Below are 25,484 nucleotides of genomic sequence, written 5' to 3' on the forward strand. Positions count from 1 at the left end.
CACGAGCGCCCCGTCCGCCGTCAGCGACCGAGCTCAAGGCGCATGACTATATCCTGGTCATAGTTGCCAAAGCCGCGCCCAAATATGTTGACGCCCCCAGGATGCTTCGCCTTCGCGTCGATGCCGATTCTCATCCGGATCGAGCGATGCTCGGTGATGCCAAGGTCGTCCATGGTGACGTCGGAGATTCTGACGCCGTCGATGAAAGACCCCGACTGGCCGATCCGCCAGCTCTTCAACTTGCCATATTGTGAGCCTGCCAGCTTCCACCAGCTTGGCGTATAGACACCGCGCTTGTCGCCATAGTCGCCCGGCGACGTCCAGGTGCCGACCGCCACATCGTTTACCCAGAGCGTGAGGTCGGAAGGCCAGTCCATATTGGTGCCGGGCACCTCCGACGAGAGCTCCATCGAGAACTCGATCGACTCTATCCGGGCATTGAGCAACTTGGCGTTGTTCGGAAATTTGTACTCGACGCTGCCCATTCCGAACCAGATGAGCGCCGCCTGGACACGCGCAGGATCGAGGAAGGAATCAGGGACGTCCAGGAGGCCGATCACGCCATCCGTTGAGCAGAGACCGCAAGGCGGACTGACTTCGACGGAGGTGAACAGGCCGAGCGGCATCGCGACTTCGATGATGTTCGCGTCGCGTTGAAGTTCCTCTTCAGCCTCGAACCGCACGATGATCTCGTCGAAGCGGGCCGAACAGATCTTTTGATGGCCCTTCCTGGCCTTAACGGCCTCGGTCACGATCAGGCCGGTTTCCTCAAGTGTCTGTACGTTGATGGCGACCGTCGATTGCGGCAGCTCCAGCCGACGGGTGATGTCGTTGACGTTGAGCGGGCCTTCGCTGCGCAGGAGCTTGAGGATGCGTACGCGGATCGTTGACGCCAGTCCCTTCAAGACCTCGATGTCGTCCTCCGGATCGATGGTGAGGAAGTTGGGTTTCATGGACGACGGCGACCTAAGCGGGAAAGGAGGCAGTGTGTATATCATAATTGCTGATAGTCAAACTGATGGTCAGCCTTTGATGCCGGCCGAGAGCGTTATCGCCTGGGTCACGCGGCGCTGGAAAATCAGATAGGCCAGAGCAACGGGAAGTCCTGCCAGCACGGCGCCCGCCAGCTCGCGCGCATACTGGACACCGAAGGCGGAGTGCACCTGCGTGACGCCGACCGTGATGTTCATCGTCTCTTCGGAACTCTGCGCCAGGAACGGCCAGAGGAAAGCGTTCCATGCGCCGATGAAGGTGATTATGGCCAGCGCCGTTGTCACCCCCCAGTTCATAGGCAGGTAAATCCTGAACAGAAGCTGCAAATCGTTGGCGCCGTCCATGATCGCCGCCTCACGGAAGTCGCGCGGGATCGAATCGAAGAACTGCTTGTAGACGATGACGACGACCGGAACGATGAGTTGGGGAAGGATGATGCCGAGCCAGGTGTTGAGGGTGCCGAAATTCGACATCAGCACGAAGTGGGTGACTATCAGCGCCTGGATGGGCACCATGAAGCTCGCCATGATCGTCAGATAGAGCAAACGGCGGCCCGGGAAGCGCAATTGCGATATCGCATAGCCGCAGGTCGCCGCCGTGAAGATGACGATTATGGTGACCGCTGCGGAGGTCACCAGCGAATTCAGGTACCAAAGTCCGATCTTCGTGTTCAGAAGAATGTAGGTGTATGCCTCGAGCGTGAAGGTCTCGGGCCACAAGCGGACTCCGGGTTGAACGACCTCGTATTCCGGCTTGAGCGTGGTCACCATGGCCCAGTAGAGCGGAAAGGCCCAGATGATTGCGAATGCGAATGTCGCCAGCGTCAGAAACAGTCCCGCGATGTCGAAGGCCCGCAGCTTGCGATACGCGCCTTCGGCGCCGACGGTTGGCAGCTTGATGCGGCCGGTTTCGACGCTCATCACTCGGCGCTCCTGGCGCGCAGCACCTGGTATTGCAGAACCGAGAGCGCCGCGATCAGCACGAACAGCGCGGTGGCAACCGTTGCGGCATAGCCGCCACGATTACGCTGGAAGGCCTCTTGGTAGATGTACTGCACCAACACCATTGTCGGCTCGGAACGGCCGCCGACCGAAAACAGGTAGACCTGATCGAATATCTTGAGCTGCAGGATGAGCTGTATCGTCGCCACAAGCGCCGTGACTGGCCAGATCAGCGGCCAGGTGATCTTCCAGAACAGCTGCCAGCGACTGGCGCCGTCGAGTGCCGCGGCGTCATATATTTCCGGGGATATGTTTCTCAACCCCGCAATGAAGAGCAAGACATTGAAGCCGTTGGTCCACCAGATCGTGATCAGCCCTACCATGGGAAGGAACCACGGTATCGTGCGGAAGACAGGCACGCGCTCGCCGTAGAAGAACTCGATCGGGTACTGCGCAATCCCGAACTGAAGGTCGAGGATCCAGCGCCACATCAGGAAGACCACTGAGACCGGCAGGATGTAGGGCAGGAAAAAGGCGGCAAGAACGACGCTTTGCGTCCATCCCTTCAGTCGGTCCACCATCAGTGCGATGAGGAGGCCGGTCGCCACGTTCGGCACCACGGTGAGCACGACGAAATAGCCGGTATTCCAGACTGCAGTCTTGAACAGCCTGTCGCCGAAGAGCCGAACATAGTTCTTGAAGTAGATCCAATCGCCCTCGCCGATCAGCGGCGCGTTCGTGAAAGAGAGCTCGAGCATCTTCAGGGTCGGATATATGAAGAGCACCAAATAGATGAGCAGGAAGGGCGCAATCAGAATGAAAGCGCTGCGGCGTTCGGCGCGTCTCGTGCTCGCTAGCATCGCACCGGGTCTCCTGTTTGATCCAATCCGTCTCCGAAGGCCCGCCGACGGCCGCAGCCGTCGGCGGGCTCCTCGGGAGGTTTACTCGGTCTGACCGTCCAGATCGTCGCGCATCTGCTCCATCGCCCCCTGCGGATCGAGTTCGCCGTTGATCGCTGGCATCAGGAAGTTTCCTGCCGCATCATAGACCGGCGAGGCCACACCGGCGAGCTTGGAGCTCGGATCGAACACCGCCGTTTTCGCCAGTGTTGAATAGGTGGCGTTCGGTTGCATCTTCTTGAAATCGTCGCTCGAAGTGACCGGTGAAAAGGCGGGGATGTGCCCAGCGGTTGCCCAAAACAGCGAATGCTCGTTCATCCATTTCACGACCTCCAGCACTGCCTTCAGCTTCTCCGGCGAGATCTCCTTGCCCTTGCGGTTCGGGATTGCGAAGGAGTGCGAGTCGGCCCAGGTTGCCGGCTGGTCGAAAAAAGTCGGAAGCTGGATAGCCCCCCACTCGAAGCCGAGCTTGTTCTGCTTGCCCAGGTCGGTGAAGGTGGGCACTTCCCAGACACCGTTGATGTGCATGGCGGCCTTGCCCGACGTGAAGAGCGCGATCGAGGCCGGATAATCGGTCGACTTCGGCGCCAGCCCGTCGGCGACCCATTTGGCGACGACGCTCGTGGCCTTGACTGCCTTGTCGAGATTGTCACCTTCCAGAAACTTGCCATTGTCGGAGAGGAACTTGCCGCCCTGCTGACTGAACAGCGAGTAGAAGATGCGCCACTGCGAGTCGCCGGCAGCGCTGTGGATGGAGACGCCATATTCCGAGCCGCCGGCCTTCAGTTTCTCGAGAGCCGCGTGGAAATTGTCGACGCCGTCGAGGCCCTTCGGCAGGCCGTCTTGGCCGAGGAGACCGGCTGCAGCGAGCTTGTCCTTGTTATAGTAGAGAACGACCGAATGGATATCGAAGGGAACAGCGTATTGCTTTCCGTCCACCTGGGCAGCTTTCCAGTTGGCGGGCGCATAGTTGTCGGCTGAGAAGCCGGCGGCCTTCAACTCCTCGGGCGTGATTTCGCGCAGCGTCCCCGTAGCGACGCCGAGCGGCAGACGCGACAGGTGGTAGGTCATGACATCCGGCCCTTCGCCGACGGCGGCCGAGGTCTGGACCTTCGTGTAGAACGGCACGCCCCATTCAAGCGTCGTCGCCTGGATTTCGATCGAATCCGCGTGTTCCTTGTTGAACTGATCGATCAGCGACTTCATGCGCACGCCGTCGCCGCCGCTCAGGAAATCCCACCAGACGACCGTCTCTTTCGCTTGCGCGCCGGCAGCGAATGCGATCAGTGCCGCCGTGGCCAGCGCCTTCTTCAGTATTCTCCTCATCATGATCCTCCCTTTTCGGCTATTTTTCGCTTGCTTCGAGAAGTCGCCGCAGCGCTCGAATTCCTCCAGACTGTTTGGCAGCAGCAACCGATCCTGCGTGCCGTGCCCACTGCTGTTGCATCAAGACCGGCAGGGCGGAGTCCGGACGCTCCTCACGCCCGCTACTCCTTCACGGCATGGCACAACAAACGTGGATCGAGATTCTGTCTAGTTCCCTTACCTCAACGATACCTTTGGCTTGTAGGGCGGTCAACCAATCTTATGGTATGTATCATATTCTATGGTACATACGTGCGGGCTCTCCTACCCAAGGTCTCAGACGCTCACGCGCACCAGGTGATAGGATCTCGGCGGCAAACTACCCTTGACTCTGCCGTCAGCGATCGAAATCCCGTCGCCGATGCGGGGAGACACGTGGTCCGGCTTGGCGGCCGTGTTCGTGGCCTTGAGGTCAGGATGGGCAATCAACACGTGCTCGGCTATGCCCGTCGGCGCGAAGCCGGCCATATCGATGTCGATAGCCAAAGCCTCGTCCGGGTGGCGGTTGACCATGAAGAATGCCACGGTCCCGCCATCCCGGCTCCGCACTGCGGCAACGTCGAGATAGGGAACATCATCCGCCACCTTGGCATCGTAGGTCGGCACGTCCACGGCCACGTTCAAGGCGTCGCCGCGGCCATAGAGGGAGGCGTAGTAGTAGGGATAGTAGATGGTCTGCTTCCAGGCCGGCCCGCCGGTTTGCGTCATGATGGGCGCGATCACGTTCACGAGCTGCGCGATGCAAGCGATCCTCACACGATCCGACCGGCGGATGAATGTGTTGAGCGCGCAGCCGACAAGCAGGACGTCCTCGAAATTGTAGGCGTCCTCCAATAAGCTGGGCGCCTTGGCCCAATTGACCCCGTCGCCGTCGCTGACACCTTTCTTTCGGGTGTGATACCAGACGTTCCACTCGTCGAAGGAGATGTAGACGTTGTGCTTGGAGCGCTTCTTCGCCTTCACGTAGTCGATCACGCCGCCGATTGTCTGGATGTAGCGGTCGACCGTAACGGACTTGGCGAGGAAGTTCAGGTAGTCATCGTCCCAGTTGTCCCAGTATTGATGCAGCGAGATGTAGTCTACATTCTCGTAGGCGAGATCGAGGACCTCGGCTTCCCAGGCGGGGTAGGTGGGCATGTTATGGTTGGAGGAGCCGCAGGCGACGAGCTCGAGGGTCGGGTCGAAGACCTTCATGGCGCGACCGACCTCGTTTGCCACGCGACCATATTCATGGGCCGTGCGATGGTTCATTTGCCACGGCCCGTCCATTTCGTTGCCGAGGCACCAGACCCGAACATTGTGTGGTTCGGCTGAGCCATTCTTCCTGCGCAGGTCGCTCCAGTAGCTGCCACCCGGATGGTTGCAGTATTCGAGCATGGCGAGCGCCTCGGTGAACCCTTTCGAGCCCAGATTGACCGCAAGCATGGGCTCGGTCCCGGCCTTGCGGCACCAACGAATGAACTCATCCGTCCCTACCTCGTTGGTTTCGGTCGTCTTCCAGGCGTAGTCGAGCCGTACGGGCCGCTCATTCTTCGGTCCGATCCCGTCCAGCCAGTCGTAGTTGGAAACGAAATTACCGCCGGGGTAGCGAACCAGCGGCGCGTTCAGGCCACGCACCAGTTCCAGCACATCGCCACGGACCCCGTCCTCGTCGGCGGTCTCGTGGCCCGGCTCGTAGATGCCGCCATAGATGGCGCGTCCAAGATGCTCCAGAAAGGCGCTGTAGATGCGATCGTCGATGGTCCCGATCTTGAAATCCCGGTGGACCGCTATACGCGCCTTCATGTCCGTCGCCTACCCTTTATATCATTTAAGTTGATATGTACCAGGGCATTTGAACATCGGCTGCGAACAGTGTCAACCGCAGCTTGAGGCGACTTTGGCGCTTGGAGGTGCGTTCGGTCAGGGCTGTCGAAACGCTGCCCGCAGCATTGTCGCGTCAAACCGGAGAAGTTGCCGGTCTGAGCGCAGCTATCTGGCGGCCTTCAGCGCCTGTTCGATGTCGGCTAGCAGGTCGTCGGCGTCCTCAAGCCCCACAGAAAGACGCAGCGTGCCTGGCCCGATGCCGAGCTCGGCACGCGCCTCGTCGCTCAGGTTCTTGTGCGTCGTCGTCGCCGGGTGCGTGATCAGGCTCTTGGCGTCGCCTAGATTGTTGGAGATCAGCACGATGTCGAGCGCGTTCTGGAAGGCGAAGGCCGCCTGCTTGCCGCCCTTGACGTCGAGGCAGATCAGCGTCGAGCCGCCCGACATCTGCTTCCTGACGACATCCGCCTGCGGATGGTCGGCACGGCCCGGATAGATGACGCGGGCGATCTCCGGGCGTCCGGCCAGGAAGTCCGCGATCTTGCCGGCGCTCTCGGTCTGCTGGCGCACGCGCAGCGGCAGCGTCTCTAGGCCCTTGAGCAGCGTCCAGGCGTTGAAGGGCGACAGGCTCGGGCCGGTGTGGCGGAAATAGTCGTGCAGGTTCTCGTCGATCCACTTCTTGTCCGACAGGATGACGCCGCCGAGGCAGCGGCCCTGTCCGTCGATATGCTTGGTCGCCGAATAGACCACGATATGGGCGCCGAGCTGCAAGGGCTTCTGCTGCAGCGGCGTGGCGAACACATTGTCGACGATCACGCGCGCGCCGATCGTGTTGGCGAGCGCGGCGACGGCGGCGATGTCGACCACTTCCAGCGTCGGGTTGGTCGGGCTTTCCAGGAAGAACAGCTTGGTGTTCGGCCTGACCGCTTTTTCCCAGTTGGCGATGTCGGTGCCGTCGACCAGCGTCGCCTCGATGCCGTAGCGCGGCGCCAGCGTCTCGACCACCCAGCGGCAGGAGCCGAACAGCGCCCGCGCCGCGACGATATGGTCGCCGGCCTTGACGCTGCAGAGCAGCGCGGCGCTGACCGCGGCCATGCCGGAAGCGGTGGCGCGGGCGTCTTCCGCGCCTTCCAGCGCGCACATGCGCTTCTCGAACATGTCGACCGTCGGGTTGGCGTAGCGCGAATAGATGAAGCCCGGCTCCTCGCCCTTGAAACGGGCCTCCGCCGCTTGCGCCGTTTCGTAAACATAGCCTTGGGTGAGATACATTGCCTCGGCGGTCTCGCCGAAGCCGGAACGCAGTGTTCCGCTATGCACGAGTGCCGTCTGAGCCTTCCAGTTGCGCGTCTTGGTCATCGCCCTACTTCCAAACACAAAAAAACCGGCCGCGATGTCGCAACCGGTCCCATACGGCCTTGCGGCCAGCGGTCCTTTAGCGACTTGTTTAACGTGGCTGCAAGCCGACCGGCCAAATCACCACGGGATAACGACCCTTTAGACCTCGCCCGCGCTTGCGTCAATTGCCGGCTTGATTAAGAGGTTTGTACCAGGCAGGAGCCTGCGACTATGCGTTTGCCCGGCCTTAGAGCAATTCCAGGAAAAGTGTGAAACGGTTTTCCGTCCGGAATTGCGTCAAAACAAAAAGGTAGAGCGGTTCGCCGTTTCCGTGAAACGGTGAATTGCTCTAGCGGAGCCAGACCTTGCGGCAGACAGGCATTCTTCCCGATCAGGACATCGCGGCGCTGTTCGAGGCGGGCGCGCTGAAATCGCCGCGCGCGCTCGACACCAACCAGATCCAGCCGGCCAGCCTCGATCTGAGACTGGGCGACACGGCCTTCCGCGTGCGCGCCTCCTTCCTGCCCGGCCCCGATCACCTTGTGGCCGATAAGCTCGAACGGCTGAAGCTGCACGAGATCAGCCTTACCGAAGGCGCGGTGCTGGAGACGGGCTGCGTCTACATCGTGCCGCTGCTCGAAAGCCTGGCGCTGCCGGCGGAAGTCTCGGCCTCGGCCAACCCGAAGAGTTCGACCGGGCGGCTGGACATCTTCACGCGTGTCATGACCGACCGCGGCCACGAGTTCGACAAGATCGCCGCCGGCTATCGTGGCCCGCTCTACCTCGAGGTCAGCCCGCGCACCTTCCCGATCATCGTGCGTGCCGGCTCGCGGTTGTCGCAGATACGCTTCCGCACCGGCAACGCGCTGCTGTCGGAGCGCGAATTGCGCGACCTCCATCGCGCCGAGATGCTGGTCGCCACCGAGCCCCCCAACATCTCCGGCGGCGGCATAGCGCTCTCCATCGATCTCGACGGCGACAAGGACGGTCTTGTCGGCTATCGCGGCAAGCACCACACCGGCCTCGTCGACGTCGACAAGCGCGCCGCGCAGGATGTCGTCGACTTCTGGGAGCCGCTCTACAAGAGCGGCGCCGGCGAACTGGTGCTCGACCCGGACGAGTTCTACATCCTGGTCTCTCGCGAAGCCGTGCACGTGCCGCCGCTCTATGCCGCCGAGATGACGCCCTTCGACCCGCTGGTCGGCGAGTTCCGCGTCCACTATGCCGGCTTCTTCGATCCAGGCTTCGGCCACTCCGCCGCCGGCGGCAGCGGCAGCCGCGCGGTGCTCGAGGTGCGCAGCCACGAGGTGCCATTCATCCTCGACCACGGCCAGATCGTCGGGCGCCTGGTCTACGAGCATATGCTCAAGCGCCCTCAGGCGCTCTACGGCAGCGATCTCGGCTCCAACTATCAGGCGCAGGGACTGAAGCTCTCCAAGCATTTCCGCGCCGCGCGCTGAGGTCGAAGCTGCCGATCTCCCCCGGGGGAGATCACCCCCTCACAGCGCCTTCACCGCCACCTTCACCGGCTTTTCGATCTCCAGCGGGTTGCGCAGCGGCAGGCCGAAATCCTTCGCCTCGATCTCGAAGGTATCGCCTTCTTCGGTCCTGACGCCGTCGGCGAAGGAGAGTGTGGCGGTGCCGAACATGTGCACATGCACGTCGCCGGGCTGGCGGAACGCCGAATATTTGAAATGGTGATGCTCGAGATTGGCAATGGTGTGCGACATGTTCGCTTCGCCCGACAGGAACGGCTTTTCCCAAAGCACCTTGCCGTCGCGATAAATCCGCGATGAGCCCCTGATGTCGGCGGGCAGGTCGCCGATCAGGATCTCCGGCCCGAACGAGGCGTTGCGCAGCTTGGAGTGGGCGAGGAACAGATAGTTCACCCGTTCGGTCACGTGGTCGGAGAATTCGTTGGACAGCGTAAAGCCGACACGGAACGGCGCGCCGTCGTCGCCGATGACATAGATGCCGGCGATCTCCGGCTCCTCGCCGGCGTCCTGCGCGAAGGCTGGCGACATAAGTGCTGCACCCGGCGCCACCGCCATGGTGCCGTTGCCCTTGTAGAACCATTCCGGCTGCACGCCGATCTGGCCCTTCGCCGGCTTGCCGCCTTCCAGCCCCATGCGGAACATCTTCATGGAATCGGTGAGCTGCTCTTCGCCGTCGCTGAGCTTCTTGTGCATGGAATCGCGCGTCGCCGCAGAGCCGAGATGCGTCAATCCCGTGCCGGTAAGGTGCAGATGCGCCGGGTCCGGATGGTTGATCGGCGACACCAGCCGCCCCTTCTTGTAGGCGGCATCGAGATCGACCGTCTCGCCATAGCCCTTGCGCTCGATCAGGGCTTCGAGGCCGGTGCCGGTGCGGGCCGCCTCCATCGCCAGCGAATAGACGCTGCGCGCGCCGTTGATGATCCGGGTCTTGCCGCCGCTGCGGGCAACGACGCGGATCGTCTCGGCGTCGTCGAGGATCTGGGAAATCAGCATGATGAAACCCTCTCTCTTTTGCCTTGGCCCGGCTGCCGATGGCAAACCCTGACCGGCGCGGCCCGGAACCGATCCGTGCCACGGTTGAAACTCTTGCTCCGGATTGCGCTCGCGAGCCTGGTCCTTCCGGGACTTCTTCGCGCCAACGGGTTGCCGGCAGCTCCGCGATCTAGAACCCGTATGCCTCCTTAGTCCTTGCCTCCGGCCGTTAAGCCTTGTTCTTGTTGTAGACGTCGAAGATCACGGCACCGAGCAGCACCAGGCCCTTGACCACCTGCTGCCAGTCGACATTGACGCCCATGATCGACATGCCGTTGTTCATGACGCCCATGATGAAGCCGCCGACCACGGCGCCGATGACCTGCCCGACGCCGCCCATCGCCGAAGCGCCGCCGATGAAGACGGCGGCGATCACGTCGAGCTCGCTGCCGAGACCGGCCGCCGGCACCGCCTGGCCGAGGCGGGCCGCGATGATCAGGCCGCCGAGCGCCGACAGCACGCCCATGTTGATGAAGACGAGCAGCGTCAGCCTTTCGGTGTTGATGCCCGACAGCTGCGCCGCCTTGGCGTTGCCGCCCATCGCATAGATACGGCGGCCGATGGTCATGCGCTTGGTGACGAAGACGAACAGCGAGATCAGCACGCCCATCACCAGAAGCACCACCGGCAGGCCGCGGTAGCTGGCGAACTGGAACACTAGGAACAGGGCCAGCGCGCTGCCGACCAGCGTCTTGATGACGAACAGGGGGAAAGGCTCGGCCTCATAGCCATGGCGCTCGCGCTTGCGGCGTGCCCTCAGGCCGAAATAGGCATAGGCGAGCACCGCCACCACGCCCAGCACCACCGTCGTCATGTGCAGCGTGAGGCCGCTGCCGACGATGGTCTTGCCGGCGGCATTCACCGTCGGCGGGATCAGCGTCAGCGGGCCGATGACGTCCGGGATGAAGCCGGAGCTCAACGCCTTGAAGCTGTCGGGAAGCGGACCCACCGAGGAGCCGCCGCCAAGCAGCGCCTGGCAGATGCCGCGGAAGATCAGCATGCCCGCCAGCGTCACGATGAAGCTCGGTATCCGGTGATAGGCGATCCAGTAGCCTTGCGCCGCGCCGATGAGCGCGCCGACGATCAGGCAGACGATGGAGACGACCAGCGGATTGCTGAATATCCCGAGCGGCCAGATGACCATCATCATCGCGGCAAGAGCGCCGATGAAGCCGGCGACGGACCCCACGCTGAGATCGATGTAGCCTGCAACGATCACCAGCAGCATGCCAAGCGCCATCACGATGATGAACGAGTTCTGCTGCACCAGGTTGCTGAGGTTGACCGGTTTGAACAACGTTCCCGACGTGGTGTACTGGAAGAACAGCATGATGACGATCAGCGCGATGATCAGACCGTATTCGCGCAGGTTGGTCGTCAAGGCCGAGACGGCGACGCGCGGACCCTGCTTGACGTCCTCGGCGATGCCGCTCTGCGGCGCGGGAGCGCTATCTGTGCTCATGATGCTTTTTTCCTTCTCCCCGAACGATGGCGCGCATGATTTTTTCCTGGCTGGCGTCGCTTGCCGCCATTTCGCCGACGATACGCCCTTCGTTCATGACATAGATACGGTCGGTGATGCCGAGCAGCTCCGGCATTTCCGACGAGATGACGATGATCGCCTTACCCTCGGCGGCGAGGCGGGCGATGATCGTATAGATTTCGTACTTGGCGCCGACGTCAATGCCGCGCGTCGGTTCGTCGAGGATCAAGACTTCCGGATCGGCGAACAGCCATTTCGACAGCACCACCTTCTGCTGGTTGCCGCCCGAAAGATTGCCGGTCAGCTGATAGACGCTGGAGGCGCGGATGTTGGTCTTCTTGCGATAGTCGTTGGCGACGCTCATCTCGCGCATGTCGTCGATGACGCCGCGGCTGGAGACGCCTCCCAGATTGGCCAGCGTCACATTGTGCTTGATGTGGTCGATGAGGTTGAGGCCGTAGGTCTTGCGGTCCTCGGTGACATAGGCAATGCCGCTCGCCACCGCCTTGCTTACCGATGAGAGGTCGATCGGCTTGCCGCGGAGCAAAACCTCGCCGGTGATGTGCCGGCCGTAGGAGCGGCCGAACAGGCTCATCGCGAATTCGGTGCGGCCGGCGCCCATCAGCCCGGCGATGCCGACCACCTCGCCCTTGCGCACATTGAGGCTGATGTTCTTGATGACCTGCCGCTCGGCATGGATCGGATGGTACACCGACCAATCCTTGACCTCGAAGATGACGTCGCCGATCCGCGGCTCGCGCGGCGGATAGCGGTCGTCGAGCGAGCGGCCGACCATCGAGGTGATGATGCGGTCCTCGCTGATGTCCTTCCTGGGCAGGGTCTCGATGGTGCGCCCGTCGCGGATCACCGTCACCTTGTCGGCAACGCGGTTCACCTCGTTGAGCTTGTGCGAGATCAGGATCGAGGTCATGCCCTGGCGCTTGAACTCGAGCAGGAGATCGAGCAGCGCCTGGCTGTCCTTTTCGCTGAGCGAGGCGGTCGGCTCGTCGAGGATTAGGAGCTTGACTTCCTTGCTCAGCGCCTTGGCGATCTCGACCAGCTGCTGCTTGCCGACGCCGATATTGGTGATCAGCGTCTTGGGGTCTTCCTTCAAGCCGACTTTGTCGAGCAGCGCCTTGGTGCGCTTCTCGTTGGCGTTCCAGTCGATGACGCCGTAGGCAGCGTGCTCGTTGCCGAGGAAGATGTTTTCCGCGATCGACAGCATCGGCACCAGGGCAAGTTCCTGGTGAATGATGACGATGCCGATATGCTCGCTGTCGTGGATGCCCTTGAAGTGGCATTCCTGGCCGCGAAAGACGATTTCGCCTTCATAGGTGCCGGACGGATAGACGCCCGACAGCACCTTCATGAGCGTCGATTTGCCGGCGCCGTTCTCGCCGACGACGGCGTGGATTTCGCCTTCCTCGACGCTGAGGTTGACGTTCGACAGCGCCTTGACGCCGGGAAACGTCTTGGTGATGTCGCGCATCTCCAAAATCGTCGAGGTCATCAGGAATTCCGCTCCCTGGCGCATGCCTTCCATTTCCGGAAAGTGTCATGCGCGAAATCAACATACTGCAGTCTTGCCCGCGCAGCGTCGGCGCATGGGCGCTGCAGAGGCCGGCAAAAACAATACCGGGCTCGCTTCTGAACGAAAAGGGGCCCTGCGTCGCGCAGGACCCCTTCCTTTGAGGCAAGATTACTTCAGCTCGTCGGCCTTGATGTAGCCGGAGTCGACGACCTGCGCCTGGTAGTTCGACTTGTCGACCTCATGCGGCGTCAAGAGGATCGAGGGAACGACCTTGACGTCGTTGTTGTAGGTCTTGTCGTCGAGGCCGTCGGGCTTGCCGCCGGAGAGCACCTTGTCGACCAGCTGCACGGTGGCCTTGGCCAATTCGCGAGTGTCCTTGAACACGGTCGAATACTGCTCGCCCGAGATGATCAGCTTGACCGAGGCGGTCTCGGCGTCCTGGCCGGTCACGATCGGCCAGGGCTGAGCGTCCGTGCCGTAACCGACGGCGCGCAGTGAGGCGGTGATGCCGCGCGACAGGCCGTCATAGGGCGACAGAACGCCATCGACGCGGCTGCCGTCCGAATAGTTGGCCGAGAGCAGGTTGTCCATGCGCGCCTGGGCGGTGGCGGCCAGCCAGCGCAGCGTGCCGACCTTGTCCATGCCCATCTGGCCGGACTTGATCTTGATCGAGCCGTCGTCGATCAGCGGCTGCAGGACCGACATCGCGCCGTTGTAGAAGAAGAAGGCGTTGTTATCGTCCGGCGAGCCGCCGAACAATTCGACGTTCCACGGCTTGGTGTTCGCGAAGCGCTCCTTGAGGCCCTTGACCAGGGAATTCGCCTGGATGACGCCGACGCCGAAATTATCGAAGGTGGTGTAGTAGTCAACGTTCGGGGTCTTCTTGATCAGGCGGTCATAGGCGACGGTGACGACGCCGGCATCGTTGGCCTTCTGCAGCGCATCGGCCATGGTGGTGCCGTCGATCGAGGCGATGATCAGCGCCTTCGGGCCCTTGGTGATTTCGTTTTCCAGCTGGCTGAGCTGGTTCGGGATATCGTCCTGCGCATATTGCAGGTCGACCGTGTAGCCGAGCGCTTCGAGCTGGGACTTGACGGCGTCGCCGTCGTTGATCCAGCGCTGCGAGGTCTTGGTCGGCATCAGCACGCCGACGAGACCCTTGTCGGCTGCGTGCGCCGAATAGGTCGTGGCGGCAATGCCAAGGGCCGCGACAGCGGCCAGCGTCTTGATGATTTTCACATTACTCTCCCTGGTTGATGGACGCGACACCTCGGGGCTTCGCGGGCCGCGCAGTCGAGCAGAAGCGCAATCGCGCCTCTGTCGGCTTTATCGATCTCCGGTATCCTCCCAATCGGCCCCGCGACGCAGTTTCAATCGATACGATTTTGCTCGTTGCCGATCGTTGCGCCTCGGAACGCGCGAAGGGTGTGTTCCTTTGACATAACTGTCAAATGCGATCTTTGGTGGTTGCTATACCGAAACTGGTATGGTTTAGCGTGCGGCAGAGAACTGGCGGAGAGGCTCGGAAATCATGGCGGCGTTGCGCGATCCTGATGCGATTTCAGTAAGTTACGAGAAGCTCCCGGGCGACGGGGAAACACTCTTGCGCAGCGGTTTGAGCCTGCGCCATATGCGCATGATCGCCGCCCTCGACGATCACGGACGGGTGAGCGCCGCCGCCCAGGTGATGAACATCTCCCAGCCGGCCGCCTCGCGCATGATCGCCGAGATGGAAGCGGTGCTCGACGTGAAGTTGTGCGAGCGGCTGCCGCGCGGCGTAACCCTCACCCCTTACGGCCAGGCGCTCGCCAGGCGCGCCCGCTCGATCCTGCTCGAGATGCGCGAAGCCGACCGCGAGATTTCGGAGCTCAAGGCCGGCAAAGGCGGCTCGGTGTTCCTCGGCGCCGTGACCGCGCCGGCGATCGAGTTGGCCGTGCCGGCGATTCGCGAGATCCGCCGCATCTACCCGCGCATCGAGATCACGATGCAGGTGGAGACGTCGAATGTGCTTGCCCGCGAGCTGATCGCCTCCCGCCACGACTTCATCATCGCCCGCATTCCCGACGACCTCAATCCGCGGCTGTTCGAATCGCGTGTCATCGGCATCGAGAAGGCCTGCCTGATCGTGCGCCGCGGCCATCCGCTTGCCAGCGGCAGGATGGTCGGTCTGGAGGAGACGGCCGCCTATGACTGGGTCTTCCAGTCCGGCGGCTCGCCGCTGCGCCAGGCGATGGAAAGCAATTTCCTGAACCGCAACATCCCGCTTCCCGACCGCATCCTCAACACCTCTTCGCTGCTCTTGACGCTGGTGATGGTGGCGCAATCCGACGCCATCGCCCCCGTTTCGGTCCAGGTGGCCAAGTTCATCCAGAGCGCCGACGGGCTGGCGGGAGCGATCGACGTGGTGCAGACCGAATTCGACATCGAAGTCAGGCCTTACAGCCTGATTACGGTCAAGAACCGCGTGCTCTCGCCCGCCGCCAAGATGCTGCACGACTTCATTTTGCGTGAAGTGGGGTAATGGAACGAGAATGCTACTTGCACGTTCAAACCGAGCGGCGGCTCGCTGAGCCTGTTTCCGGGTGACGGACGAGTTGTCGATGCTCAACAGCTCGGGAGGTTTCGATGGAACGTCGGTTGTTTCTGACTGGAATGCTTGGCGTTGCGGGGGCAGCGGCACTTGCAGGCCTGGCCGGACCGGGCAAGGCGGTTGCCGGCGTCCCCAAAGGCAACGGAATTCTCGATGAATTGGATAAGCCGGATCCGGGCATCTACGAGGAGGATGAGCAGGCCGATCTGCTGCAGCCGGCTCAGTACTATTACCGCCGCCGTCGCTACTACCGCGATCGGTACTACCGCCGTCGTCGCCGCCGGCGGGTCTGGAGAAGGGTCTGCCGCCGCTACTGGCGCTATGGTCGGCGTCATGTCCGCTGCTGGCGCCGCCGTGTCTGGATCGGGTTCTGGCTCTAGGACGATAGCAACCACGCACCGGCGCCTGCCAGGGTGAATTGCAGACCGGGGTCTTGCATTGGTGTGCAAGACCCAAAGCTTTGCTTGCAAACCACCGACTTCACCATTGCGCATACCGCTTGGCCTGAGTGTCGAACCAGACCGGCTGGGAATCGGTCGCGTAGAACCCAATGTAAAACTGCGCAATGGCCGCTGGCGAAGTCTGGCTCAAACCCTTGCGTTGCAAGGTGGAGCGGGTAGCGGGAATCGAACCCGCGCGTTCAGCTTGGGAAGCTGACAGGCTACCATTACATCATACCCGCGCAGCAGCCTCGTTACCATGATGGCAGTGCCTCAAGCAATCGGCTCTCGTCGCGAACCTTGGATATGTTTCGACGCCCCGTCAGGTTCATACGCGCTATCTGGCCGACAATGGCGCGCCTGCTTGATGCCGAACAGCCGAGTGCGTATTTCTGAAGTCGCGCTGCCGAATCGGGGCAGCTCGAACCGGAGAACGGCCTTGTCCGCACTGACACGCTTCCTCGGCGATACGCCACTCAGGGTGCTCGTGAAGCTGCTGGTGGTTTCCTTCCTCGTCGGCCTCGTCATGCACGCCTTCGGCTGGAGCCCGATGGATGTGTTCTATGGCATCCGCCAGTTCTTCGTCGATTTGTGGAATCTCGGCTTCCACGCCATCGACCGCTTCCTGGGCTATATCCTGCTCGGTGCCGCGATCGTCGTGCCGGCCTTTATCCTGCTCAGGATCGCCAGTTACAGGAAGTAGCCTGTCGAGCCGTCAGGCATAGGCAGCTGCCGTTTCGAACAGGATGGCGTGGCGCGCGGCAAGTGCCGGCACGTCGGTCGAATAGCCGCCGCCGATGACGCCGCACAGCGGGATGCCGCGGGCGCGGAAATGGCTGATCACCGTCCTGTCGCGGGCGCGCAGGCCGTCATCGGTCAACGATAGCCGGCCGAGCCGGTCCTCGGCGTGGACATCGACGCCGGCATTGTAGAAGACGATGTCCCAGCGCCGTCTTGCGGAAAGCTCCGGAAGAATGGCGCGGAGCCGGTCGACATAGGCGGTATCGCCGGTGCCGTCGGGCAAGGCGATATCGAGATCGGAGGCGATCTTGCGCGCCGGATAGTTGCGCTCGCCATGCATGGAAAAGGTGAAGGCGCGGGGTTCGTCCTTCAGGATGTCCGCCGTGCCGTCGCCCTGATGGACATCGAGATCGACGACCAGGATGTTTTCGACGGCGCGCTCCGCAAGCAGCGCCAGCGACGCTACCGCCACGTCGTTGAAGGTGCAGAAGCCCGCGCCGTGCTCGCGCCTGGCGTGATGGCTGCCGCCGGCAGCGTTGCAGGCGATGCCGTGCTTCAGCGCCAGCCGCGCCGCCAGAACCGTACCTGCGGTGGCAAGCTGAGCCCTCAGCGACACGCGCTGGCCGACCGGAAAACCGATCTCGCGCTCGATCTTCGCTGGCACCTCGCAGGCCAGCACCTGGTCGACATAGTCGGCCGCATGCGCGAGCTTCAGCCATGCGGCCGGCGCCGGTCCCGGCATCGAAAGCGCCTCCGAAACGGCCAAGCCGCGGGCGCGCAAGGCCTCCATCAGCAACGGATATTTGCTCATCGGAAAGCGGTGGTTGACGGCGAAGCCGGCGTCGTAGTCGGGGTGGTGGACGATCTGCAAGGGCATGATGGGGCAGCCTGCGCCAGAGCTGGAATTCAGTTGGCCGCCACGGGTTGGCGATTGCGCGGCAGCGGCAAACTGGGGCACATCGGCTGTTCGATCAAGCCGCAACGAGCAAGGCAGCAATCCTTGGATAAGGGTGCGACCCAGATAAACGCCAGATCCTTCAACGTCAGCAACCGCTCGGTGCTGGCGATTGCCGTGCCGATGACGCTTGCCTATCTGACGACGCCACTGCTCGGCATCGTCGACACGGCGGTTGTCGGACAGTTCGGCGACGCGGCCCTGCTCGGCGGCCTGGCCGCAGGCGCGCTGGTGTTCGACGTCGTCTTCACCACATTCAACTTCCTGCGCTCCGGCACCACCGGCCTCGTCGCCCAGGCTTTCGGGCGCGGCGATCCGTTGGAGGAACAGGCCGTTCTCTGGCGGGCCGTGCTGATCGCGGTCGTCGCCGGCGTCGTGCTTGCCGCACTTGCCCCGCTCTTTGCCGTGGCCGGCCAGTGGTTCATGGGCGCCGAGCCGCGCGTCAGCGCGGCAATGTCGGTCTATATCCGCATCAGGCTGCTCGCCGCGCCCTTCTCGCTCACCAACTACGCCATATTGGGCTACGTGCTGGGGCGCGGCGAGGGCGGGCTCGGGCTGATGCTGCAGGCGGTGCTCAACGGCATCAACATCCTGCTCTGTTTCCTGCTCGGCCTCGAGCTCGGCTGGGGTGTCGCCGGCGTGGCCTCGGCGACCGTCACCGGTGAATTCCTGGCGATGCTGCTCGGCTTTGCCATCGTGCTCAGCCGCTTCCGCAAGCTGGAGCGGCCGTCGCGCCGGCGCATCCTCGACCTGCCGGCCTACCGGCGCATGCTGTCGCTCAACCGCGACATCATGATCCGCTCCTTCTCGCTGCTTGCCGCTTTCGCGCTGTTCACCAGGCAGGGCGCGCAGTTCGGCACGGTGACGCTCGCCGCCAACGCCGTGCTGATGAACTTCTTCCTCATCGCCGGCTACTTCCTCGACGGCTTTGCGACCGCCGCCGAGCAACTCGTCGGCCGCGCTATCGGCGCGCATGCGGCAACACCGTTCCGGCAGGCCGTGCGGCTGACGCTGATCTGGGGTTTCGGTCTCGCCGGCGTTGCGACGCTGGTGCTGCTGACGGCCGGCACCAGTCTGGTGGCGCTGGTGACGACCTCGGCGGATGTCCGCCAGGCCGCCGACGCCTACCTGCCGTGGGCCGCCTTCACGGCGCTGAGCGGCGTGCTCGCTTTCCAGATGGACGGCGTCTTCATCGGCGCCACCTGGTCGCGCGACATGCGCAACATGATGCTTGTGTCGTTCCTCGCCTTCAGCGGCGCGCTCATCACGCTGGCGCCCGCCTTCGGCAACAACGGCCTGTGGGCGGCGCTGCACGTCTTTCTGCTGGTGCGGGGTTTGAGCCTAGTTGCGGTGCTGCGGCTCAGGGTGCGAACGGCTTTTTAGCGCCTTCGTCGCGGGCAGGGCTGGCAGTGTTGATTCTTTAGCTCCAGAGGTCGGTCGACAGGTACTTCAGTCCGGAGTCGCAAATGACGACGGCTATCGTCTTGCCTGATTGATCGCCGTCTAGAAGTCGCAACGCCGCAGCCACATTCGCTCCGGAGGAGAAGCCGCCGAAGATGCCTTCGCTGCGCGCGAGCAGGCGCGTGGCCTGGCGTGCCTCATCGCCGGAAACCTGAAGATAACCATCGACGGGCACGTTGTTCAGGAACGCCAGGTCCGGCATGGCATAGCCGCCGCCTTGAATGGGATGTTCGGATTGGGTGATGGGCTCTCCCGCGAGGGCGGCGGCGCCCTTGGGCTCGACGATGAAGCACTTGATCAGGGGATTGCGTTCCTTGAGCGCCCTCGCTACCCCCGTATAGGTTCCGCCCGAGCCGACGAAGTCGACGAACGCGTCGACAGCGCCATGGCTGGCGTCCCAGATTTCCGGCCCGGTCCCGTGATAGTGCGCAAGCCAGTTCCCGTCGCGATGGAACTGATCGGCGCGAAACGCGCCTCGTTCCGCCGCCACCGCCTTGGCGGTCTGCTCGACGAGCGCCAAATCGCCACCCGATACCTGCCCCGGCACCGACCCCGGCAGTTGGTCCACGAGAATCACTTCCGCGCCGAGCGCCGTCATCATTCGCGCGCGCTCTTCAGAATTGCCTTTCGACATCACCGCGACGAAGGGGTAGCCCCTGACCGCACAGATGATCGCGAGGCCCGTGCCCATATTTCCGGAGGTAAGCTCGACCACCGTTTGTCCCGGTTTGATGGCGCCAGATCTTTCGGCTTCCTCGATTATTCCAAGCGCCGCGCGATCCTTCTTCGAAAAGCCCGGGTTGAGATATTCCAGCTTGGCGAGGATCCCGCCCTTGACGCCCGCCTGCGCCGTCAGCCTGTCGAGCCGGACCAATGGAGTGCCGCCGATCGAGTCTACGACGGAGTTCAGAACCTCGGCCATTGTCTGTCTTCCCGGTTTCGTCGGAGCTCGTCAGAGTCGCTTGGACCAGTTTGCGCAGCCGGTGTCGCGCAGTTCTCCGATGGATTTGAGACGCTCCCGATCCGCGGACCGCGCCATGCCGGCAACGATGCGCGCGGGCAGCGCCGGTCCCGCATAGATCATGCCGGTATAGAGCTGGACGAGATCGGCGCCGGCGCGGATTTTTTCCAGTGCGGTTTCCGCCGAGTCGACTCCGCCGACGCCGATGATCGCCATTTTTGGGCCAAGCAGCTTGCGCATCCGGGCGAGCACCGCCGTCGAGCGCTCGAAAAGCGGCTTGCCCGACAGCCCGCCGGCTTCGCCCGCGAGGCTTGCGCTCCGCAACCCAGCCCGCGAAAGCGTCGTGTTGGAAACGATGACTCCGTCGATCTTTTTTTCGATGACCTCGGCGGCGATGTCTTCCAGTTCCGCTTCGACGAGATCCGGCGCGATCTTGAGAAAGACAGGCGGCTGCGCCGAAGCCGCGGCACGGGCCGCCATCACGCGCGACAACAGCTCGCCGAGCTGCTCACGCGCCTGCATGTTGCGCAGGCCGGGCGTGTTGGGCGAGGAGATGTTGACGGTCAGATAGCTGGCATAGGGCGCAAAGCGGGTCACGCCGCGCTCATAGTCGCCGACGCGGTCGGCGCTGTCCTTGTTGGCGCCGATGTTGACGCCGACGATGCCGCCACGCCCCTTGCGCCCAGCAAGGCGCTTTTCGGCAACGTCATGGCCTTCATTGTTGAAGCCGAGCCGGTTGATCACGGCCCCGTCGGCAGTCAGCCGGAAGATGCGCGGCTTCGGGTTACCTGGCTGCGGCAGCGGTGTGATCGTGCCGACCTCGGCGAAGCCGAAGCCGAGCCTGAGCAGCGCATCAGGCACCTCGGCGTTCTTGTCGTAGCCGGCGGCCATGCCGAGCGGGTTGGGGAAATCGAGGCCGCAAAGGCTGACCTTGAGCCGCGCGTCGCGCGGGGATGGCGAGCCGACCGGCAGGCCGCATCTCAGCGCCGCTATGGAAAGGCCGTGCGCGGTTTCCGGATCGAAGGAGAAAAGCAGCTTCTGGCCGATCCGGTCGAGCACGCTCATTCGCCCTCCAGCATAGGGAATTGATGCCGGCCATCGCTGCCCAGCGGCAGTGGCCTTGCCCAGAGGACGGCATCGAGGTCGAGCGGGGCGTAGAGATGCGGGAACAAGGCGCCGCCGCGCGACACCTCGTATTTCAGCGCCTCACCCAGCCGCGCTCCATCGACAGCAATCAGAAGCAGGTCCGTCTCGCCAGCGAAATGCTTGGCCGCCGTCTCACGCACTTGGGCAGCGGTGGAGAAGTGGATGAAGCCGTCGGCGATGTCGATCGGCGCTCCGGTGAAACGGCCGTTCCGCTCCGCTTCGCGCCACGTGGCTTCAGGCGCGATCTTGTAGATAATCTGAGACATTGTCGCGCTATAGTCCGAACGAACCATGGGGGAAAGGGTGCTTGCGAATCTCTTCCCCATTTCAGGCGCAAACCTGTGATATTCTTGGCTCAACGGCTCATGGAGGATAAACAACATGCGTCTGCAGCACATCCTGATCCCGGCGGCGCTTTGCTCGCTGGTCGCCGCATCGGCCTATTCCGAGGAGACCGACCGCTATCGGCTCGAAAAGTCGGCCAACGGCTATGTCCGCATGGACACCCAGACCGGCGCGATGTCGATCTGCGAAGAGCGCTCCGGCCAGCTCGTCTGCAAGATGGCGTCCGACGAGCGCGCCGCCATCCAGGACGAGATCGACCGGCTGCAGAGTTCGGTGAAGGCGCTGGATGAGCGCGTCGCCAAGCTCGAGAACACGCCCTCCGCCCGGCTCGAATCCAACCTGCCGAGCGAGGAGGATTTCAACAAGACGATGAGCTACATGGAGCGCTTCTTCCGCAGCTTCATGGACATCGTGAAGGATATGGACAAGGAAGAAGGCGACGGCGGCGCGAAGCCCACTCCGCAAAAGACCTGATCCCTTGGGAAAAAGCCTGCGCGCGGCCTTTGCTGCTTGAAAACGCGCCGCGCCGCCGCATAATCGTTCCGATCCCGCAAGAAGCACACAATCAGTGATGGGACGGGGAGGAATATTTGCCGTCGGGCCACACCTTCGTCATTGCCGACGACCATCCGCTGTTTCGCGGTGCGCTGAAGGAGGCGCTTGCCGGCATCGGCGATGTCGCCGCCATCCACGAGGCCGGCGATTTCGAAAGCGCCAAGGCGCTTGTCCTTGCCAATGAAGACATCGACATGGTGCTGCTCGACCTCTCGATGCCGGGCGCCAGCGGCCTGTCGGGCCTGATCTCTCTGCGCGGCATCCATTCCTCGGTGCCGCTGGTGGTGGTGTCGGCCCATGACGATCCAGTCACCATCCGCCGCGCGCTCGATCTCGGCGCTTCCGGTTTCATCTCCAAATCGGCAAGCATGGAGGAAATTCGCGCCGCCGTGCAGGCCGTGCTTGCCGGTGATATCGCCGCGCCCGCCGGGATCGAGCTCGGCGTCGAGCGCGATCCCGAGATTTCGGAGCTGATCAAGCGGCTGCAGGCGCTGACGCCGCAGCAGACGCGGGTGCTCGGCATGCTGGCCGAAGGGCTGCTCAACAAGCAGATCGCCTATGAGCTTGGCGTCTCCGAGGCCACCATCAAGGCGCATGTCTCGGCCATATTGCAAAAGCTCGGCGTCGACAGCCGCACCCAGGCGGTCATCCAGCTTTCCAAGATCGGCGGCGACCCGCTGCAGCCAGTGGGCTGATCGCTGGCCCTTTTGCGTCAAGGCTGCTCCTCCATCGCCGGGCCTGACGACTAAAGCGCGTCGCGATCTTTCAGATTCGCTCAGTGCGCTTTAGGTCATTGATTTTACGCGTGTCTTGCCCCCGAAACCGGTTCCCACTTTCGGGAGACATGCTTTAGGCCGCGGCTTTCTCCGGCCTGGAGGCCTCTGCGTCGAAACTCGCCTCTCAAGTCGCCATGCCAGAAACGTGCCGCGCCCTCCCGATCGCTACGCCCAATCCGAGCGAAGCGATCGCCACCAGCGGAATGCCGGCGACCCAGGGCAGGCGGGGCGCAAGCGCATAGAGCGCTGTGCCGATCGAGGGTCCGAGCGAGTCCTTGAGGTCGACCGCCACCGACGAGGCCGCCATATAGGAGGCGCGTCGCGCCACGGGCGCGAGCGCGTTGACCGCTGTCGGCACGAGCGGCCCGACCAGCATCTGCGCCACCGAGCACAGGCTGACGGCGGCAATCAGCGAGGGCGTTGCCGGCGACGCCATGAGCAGGACAAAGGCGGCGATGGTCGAGAGGCCGGCGCCGGCGGTCAGCCAAAGTGCTGTTCGCGCCTCGGCAAAGCGGCTCACCAGCATCTGCAAGCCCACGGTCAAAGCGGCCGCATAGGCGAACAGCGTGCCGATGCCGGATGGGGAAAGCGTGCCGGCGTCCTGCGCATAGAGCGGGATGACGGCCTCGATCCAGTTGCCGGAAATCTCGAATAGCACGACCCAGAGGAGCAGCTTCGCCAGGCGGCCGTCGCGGAAGGCCGGCAGCAGCGCCGACAGGCCTTCCTCCTCTTCCTCTTCGTGCTGACCGCCGGCGCGCCCGCTGCCGATCGTCTCGCCAAGCGCCGCCAGCATCACGACACCGCCCAGAATGAGCATGCCGCCGGCGGCGAGAAACACGGTGCTGAGCGACAGCAGCGCCAGCAGGGCGCCGCAGGGCGGTCCGAGGATCTGTCCCGCGCTCGAGCTGACGCGCGCCATGCTGAACCAGCGCGGATGCGCTGACGGCTCGGTCACATCGGCGATCGCGGTGAGGATGGTCGGATGGAGCACCGACTCGCACATGCCGGTCAAAATGAGCACGATCGCGGTTGCTGCAACGCCGTGGATGAAGAACAGGGCGACGAAGCCGCACCCCACGCCGAGCGATGAGAAAATCAGCACCGGCCGCCGGCCAACCCGATCGGCGATGCCGCCGATCAGCGGCGCCGCGATCAATTCGCCGCCGGCATAGCAGCCGAACAGCAGCCCGATCGCGCCTATGGGAATGTCGGCTTCGCTGCTGGCCCAGAGCGGAAAGAACGGCACCAGCGCGCCGTCGGCGAAGCCGGCGCAGAAGAACAGGAAGAGGCCGAGCAGCGCCGGGCGCGGCAGCCCGCGCCAGGAGGATGAAATTGCGGTCATGATGTCACCTAGCGTCAAAGACCCGGGGCTCGAGGCCCGAGGGCCGGGATGGCGCGTTGGCTGACGTGAACGCCTACGGCCGCTCGAAGAGCGGCGTGAGTGTTGATATGCTTGTGCCGGGCTTTTCAGCCGAGCCGCATCGACAGTTCGACGTCGTCGCCGAACGGCGTCGACATATAGCCGCCCGCCGGCGAGCGCACCCGCTCCAGATATTCCGGAGAGAAGTCGGCATTGTCGGCGATGACTAGCGCGCCGGGCCTGAGCCGGCTCTCTACCAGGCCGAGGATTTCCGGGTAGAGCGCCTTCGCGCCGTCGAGCAGCAGAAGGTCTATGCGGTCGGGCAGGTCGGCGCTCAGCGTCTCCAGCGCATCGCCCTCGCGGATATCGACCAGGTCGAGAAGGCCGCCTTCGGCGAGATTGGCCCTGGCGCGCACCACCTTGGAGGGTTCGAATTCCGTGGTGATCAGGCGGCCGCCGCCATTGTCCCTGAGTGCCGCGGCAAGATAGAGCGTCGAGATGCCGAACGAAGTGCCGAACTCGACGATGATACGCGCGCCGGTGCTGCGCGCCAGCATGTAGAGCAGCGTGCCGGTCTCAGGCGAAACCGCGAGCCAGAGATCCTTCAGGCTGCCGTAGAAATCGAGGTATTCGGTCTTGCTGCCGAGCAGCCGCGCCCGTTCCTCGCGCGAGTACCGGGCCATCGCCGGGCTGGTCGCGGCATTGGCTTCCTTGAACAGGCGGGCGAGCAGGGGCGCCAGCGGGGTTTCGGTCAGGGTGGTCATGGTGGGCTCCGATTGGTTGCGTTCTTGTGTTGCTTCGAAAAATACGAATAATCCTTCAGGTTTCCAATTCGCATTTCCCAAGCGCTGCCATGATCCAACGCCCAAGCCCTTCAATTTCCACCCGAAAACAGCCCAAACAGGCGCGCGCGACGGAGCTCGTCGCGGCGATTCTGCAGGCGGCTGCTCAGGTTTTGGCGAGCGAAGGCGCGCAGCGTTTCACCACCACGCGCGTCGCCGAGAAGGCGGGCGTCAGCGTCGGCTCGCTCTATCAATATTTCCCGAACAAGGCGGCGTTGCTGTTTCGCTTGCAGAGCGACGAGTGGCGGCAGACGACCGAGCTTTTGTGCGGCATCCTCGAGGACGTCGGAAAACCGCCGCTCGAACGGATACGCACGCTGGTGCATGCCTTCATACGCTCCGAGTGCGAGGAGGCGGCGGTGCGTGGGGCACTGAACGATGCCGCCCCCCTCATATGAGGCGAGTTGTGTCAACGGTAGCGGCGGCGAAATCAC

At 63.2% G+C, this 25,484-nt stretch carries 23 protein-coding genes, 1 tRNA gene, 1 pseudogene and 1 riboswitch; of the genes and pseudogenes, 8 read left to right on the plus strand and 17 right to left on the minus strand.

Annotated elements, in window-relative coordinates; translation table 11 throughout:
- Positions 1 to 20: 20 nt before the first annotated feature.
- The 6 genes from AU465_RS17570 to AU465_RS17595 all read right to left on the minus strand — a co-directional run bounded on the left by AU465_RS17570 (position 21) and on the right by AU465_RS17595 (position 7,357).
- Complete coding sequence (locus tag AU465_RS17570) at positions 21 to 953, minus strand: ArsR/SmtB family transcription factor (protein WP_192250247.1); 933 nt, start codon at positions 951 to 953, stop codon at positions 21 to 23.
- A 69-nt stretch (positions 954 to 1,022) separates the two neighbouring features.
- Positions 1,023 to 1,913: a carbohydrate ABC transporter permease gene (locus AU465_RS17575; RefSeq protein WP_192250250.1), complete on the minus strand. Its 891-nt coding sequence runs from the start codon at positions 1,911 to 1,913 to the stop codon at positions 1,023 to 1,025.
- The gene (locus AU465_RS17580; protein ID WP_192250254.1) at positions 1,913 to 2,794 is read right to left on the minus strand and encodes a carbohydrate ABC transporter permease; all 882 of its coding nucleotides are present in this window, start codon (positions 2,792 to 2,794) and stop codon (positions 1,913 to 1,915) included. The genes AU465_RS17575 and AU465_RS17580 overlap by 1 nt, the downstream gene beginning before the upstream one ends.
- An 81-nt stretch (positions 2,795 to 2,875) precedes the next feature.
- Complete coding sequence (locus AU465_RS17585) at positions 2,876 to 4,159, minus strand: ABC transporter substrate-binding protein (protein ID WP_192250257.1); 1,284 nt, start codon at positions 4,157 to 4,159, stop codon at positions 2,876 to 2,878.
- A gap of 315 nt (positions 4,160 to 4,474) precedes the next feature.
- A complete protein-coding gene (gene arfA, locus AU465_RS17590; protein ID WP_192250260.1) occupies positions 4,475 to 5,983 on the minus strand; it encodes an arabinosylfuranosidase ArfA in 1,509 nt (502 codons plus the stop codon).
- Positions 5,984 to 6,169: 186 nt separating this feature from the next.
- Positions 6,170 to 7,357: an O-succinylhomoserine sulfhydrylase gene (locus tag AU465_RS17595; protein WP_192250263.1), complete on the minus strand. Its 1,188-nt coding sequence runs from the start codon at positions 7,355 to 7,357 to the stop codon at positions 6,170 to 6,172.
- 56 nt (positions 7,358 to 7,413) lie between these two features.
- Positions 7,414 to 7,491: riboswitch (SAM riboswitch) on the minus strand.
- Positions 7,492 to 7,701: 210 nt separating this feature from the next.
- On the opposite strand from AU465_RS17595, the gene AU465_RS17600 reads away from it, so the two are divergent.
- Positions 7,702 to 8,796 carry a 2'-deoxycytidine 5'-triphosphate deaminase gene (locus tag AU465_RS17600; RefSeq protein WP_192250266.1) on the plus strand — a complete coding sequence of 365 codons (1,095 nt, stop codon included), beginning with the start codon at positions 7,702 to 7,704 and terminating at the stop codon, positions 8,794 to 8,796.
- A 39-nt stretch (positions 8,797 to 8,835) separates the two neighbouring features.
- Here AU465_RS17600 and araD1 read toward each other — a convergent pair whose 3' ends face one another.
- The 4 genes from araD1 to chvE all read right to left on the minus strand — a co-directional run bounded on the left by araD1 (position 8,836) and on the right by chvE (position 14,117).
- A complete protein-coding gene (araD1, locus tag AU465_RS17605) occupies positions 8,836 to 9,825 on the minus strand; it encodes an AraD1 family protein (protein WP_192250269.1) in 990 nt (329 codons plus the stop codon).
- Between the two features lie 208 nt (positions 9,826 to 10,033).
- Positions 10,034 to 11,326: a multiple monosaccharide ABC transporter permease gene (mmsB, locus tag AU465_RS17610; RefSeq protein ID WP_192250272.1), complete on the minus strand. Its 1,293-nt coding sequence runs from the start codon at positions 11,324 to 11,326 to the stop codon at positions 10,034 to 10,036.
- Entirely contained in the window at positions 11,313 to 12,857 is a 1,545-nt protein-coding gene (gene mmsA / locus AU465_RS17615; RefSeq protein ID WP_192250354.1) for a multiple monosaccharide ABC transporter ATP-binding protein, read from the minus strand. The genes mmsB and mmsA overlap by 14 nt, the downstream gene beginning before the upstream one ends.
- Positions 12,858 to 13,046: 189 nt before the next feature.
- Entirely contained in the window at positions 13,047 to 14,117 is a 1,071-nt protein-coding gene (chvE, locus tag AU465_RS17620; RefSeq protein ID WP_192250275.1) for a multiple monosaccharide ABC transporter substrate-binding protein, read from the minus strand.
- A gap of 292 nt (positions 14,118 to 14,409) precedes the next feature.
- On the opposite strand from chvE, the gene AU465_RS17625 reads away from it, so the two are divergent.
- Together AU465_RS17625 and AU465_RS17630 are read left to right on the plus strand one after the other, a co-directional pair.
- Positions 14,410 to 15,399 (plus strand): LysR family transcriptional regulator, encoded by a 990-nt coding sequence (locus AU465_RS17625; protein ID WP_192250278.1) that lies wholly within the window; start codon positions 14,410 to 14,412, stop codon positions 15,397 to 15,399.
- A gap of 104 nt (positions 15,400 to 15,503) precedes the next feature.
- A complete protein-coding gene (locus tag AU465_RS17630) occupies positions 15,504 to 15,848 on the plus strand; it encodes a protamine-2 (modular protein) (RefSeq protein ID WP_192250281.1) in 345 nt (114 codons plus the stop codon).
- 228 nt (positions 15,849 to 16,076) lie between these two features.
- Here AU465_RS17630 and AU465_RS17635 read toward each other — a convergent pair.
- Positions 16,077 to 16,150: transfer RNA gene (locus tag AU465_RS17635), tRNA-Gly, on the minus strand.
- A 197-nt stretch (positions 16,151 to 16,347) separates the two neighbouring features.
- On the opposite strand from AU465_RS17635, the gene AU465_RS17640 reads away from it, so the two are divergent.
- A complete protein-coding gene (locus tag AU465_RS17640) occupies positions 16,348 to 16,611 on the plus strand; it encodes a DUF6460 domain-containing protein (RefSeq protein WP_127857647.1) in 264 nt (87 codons plus the stop codon).
- A gap of 12 nt (positions 16,612 to 16,623) precedes the next feature.
- Here the strand turns inward: AU465_RS17640 and AU465_RS17645 are convergent, their stop codons facing one another.
- Positions 16,624 to 17,526 (minus strand): histone deacetylase family protein, encoded by a 903-nt coding sequence (locus tag AU465_RS17645; RefSeq protein ID WP_192250284.1) that lies wholly within the window; start codon positions 17,524 to 17,526, stop codon positions 16,624 to 16,626.
- A gap of 123 nt (positions 17,527 to 17,649) precedes the next feature.
- Here AU465_RS17645 and AU465_RS17650 point away from each other — a divergent pair, with 123 nt between their 5' ends.
- Positions 17,650 to 18,987 (plus strand): MATE family efflux transporter, encoded by a 1,338-nt coding sequence (locus AU465_RS17650; RefSeq protein WP_192250287.1) that lies wholly within the window; start codon positions 17,650 to 17,652, stop codon positions 18,985 to 18,987.
- A 37-nt stretch (positions 18,988 to 19,024) separates the two neighbouring features.
- On the opposite strand, the gene AU465_RS17655 is transcribed toward AU465_RS17650, so the two are convergent.
- Genes AU465_RS17655 through AU465_RS17665 form a run of 3 tightly spaced genes read right to left on the minus strand, consistent with a single transcriptional unit; the run spans position 19,025 to position 21,438 of the window.
- Entirely contained in the window at positions 19,025 to 19,987 is a 963-nt protein-coding gene (locus tag AU465_RS17655; RefSeq protein WP_192250290.1) for a PLP-dependent cysteine synthase family protein, read from the minus strand.
- A 30-nt stretch (positions 19,988 to 20,017) separates the two neighbouring features.
- A complete protein-coding gene (locus tag AU465_RS17660; protein WP_192250293.1) occupies positions 20,018 to 21,091 on the minus strand; it encodes a quinone-dependent dihydroorotate dehydrogenase in 1,074 nt (357 codons plus the stop codon).
- Positions 21,088 to 21,438, minus strand: a complete 351-nt coding sequence (locus tag AU465_RS17665; RefSeq protein ID WP_192250296.1) for a DUF952 domain-containing protein — start codon at positions 21,436 to 21,438, stop codon at positions 21,088 to 21,090. Before AU465_RS17665 ends, AU465_RS17660 begins: the two co-directional genes overlap by 4 nt.
- A gap of 115 nt (positions 21,439 to 21,553) precedes the next feature.
- Here AU465_RS17665 and AU465_RS17670 point away from each other — a divergent pair, with 115 nt between their 5' ends.
- Both AU465_RS17670 and AU465_RS17675 read left to right on the plus strand, forming a co-directional pair.
- Entirely contained in the window at positions 21,554 to 21,991 is a 438-nt protein-coding gene (locus tag AU465_RS17670; protein ID WP_192250299.1) for a hypothetical protein, read from the plus strand.
- 116 nt (positions 21,992 to 22,107) lie between these two features.
- Positions 22,108 to 22,767: a response regulator transcription factor gene (locus AU465_RS17675; RefSeq protein ID WP_192250302.1), complete on the plus strand. Its 660-nt coding sequence runs from the start codon at positions 22,108 to 22,110 to the stop codon at positions 22,765 to 22,767.
- A 205-nt stretch (positions 22,768 to 22,972) separates the two neighbouring features.
- Here AU465_RS17675 and AU465_RS17680 read toward each other — a convergent pair whose 3' ends face one another.
- Both AU465_RS17680 and AU465_RS17685 read right to left on the minus strand, forming a co-directional pair.
- Positions 22,973 to 24,190 (minus strand): MFS transporter, encoded by a 1,218-nt coding sequence (locus tag AU465_RS17680; protein WP_192250305.1) that lies wholly within the window; start codon positions 24,188 to 24,190, stop codon positions 22,973 to 22,975.
- A gap of 125 nt (positions 24,191 to 24,315) precedes the next feature.
- Positions 24,316 to 24,972 carry an O-methyltransferase gene (locus AU465_RS17685; protein ID WP_192250308.1) on the minus strand — a complete coding sequence of 219 codons (657 nt, stop codon included), beginning with the start codon at positions 24,970 to 24,972 and terminating at the stop codon, positions 24,316 to 24,318.
- Between the two features lie 89 nt (positions 24,973 to 25,061).
- Here AU465_RS17685 and AU465_RS17690 point away from each other — a divergent pair.
- Positions 25,062 to 25,442, plus strand: a pseudogene (locus AU465_RS17690) (TetR/AcrR family transcriptional regulator); the annotation flags it as partial.
- Positions 25,443 to 25,484: the final 42 nt, after the last annotated feature.

The sequence above is a fragment of the Mesorhizobium silamurunense genome (genome assembly GCF_014843905.1).
Lineage (GTDB): Bacteria > Pseudomonadota > Alphaproteobacteria > Rhizobiales > Rhizobiaceae > Mesorhizobium > Mesorhizobium silamurunense.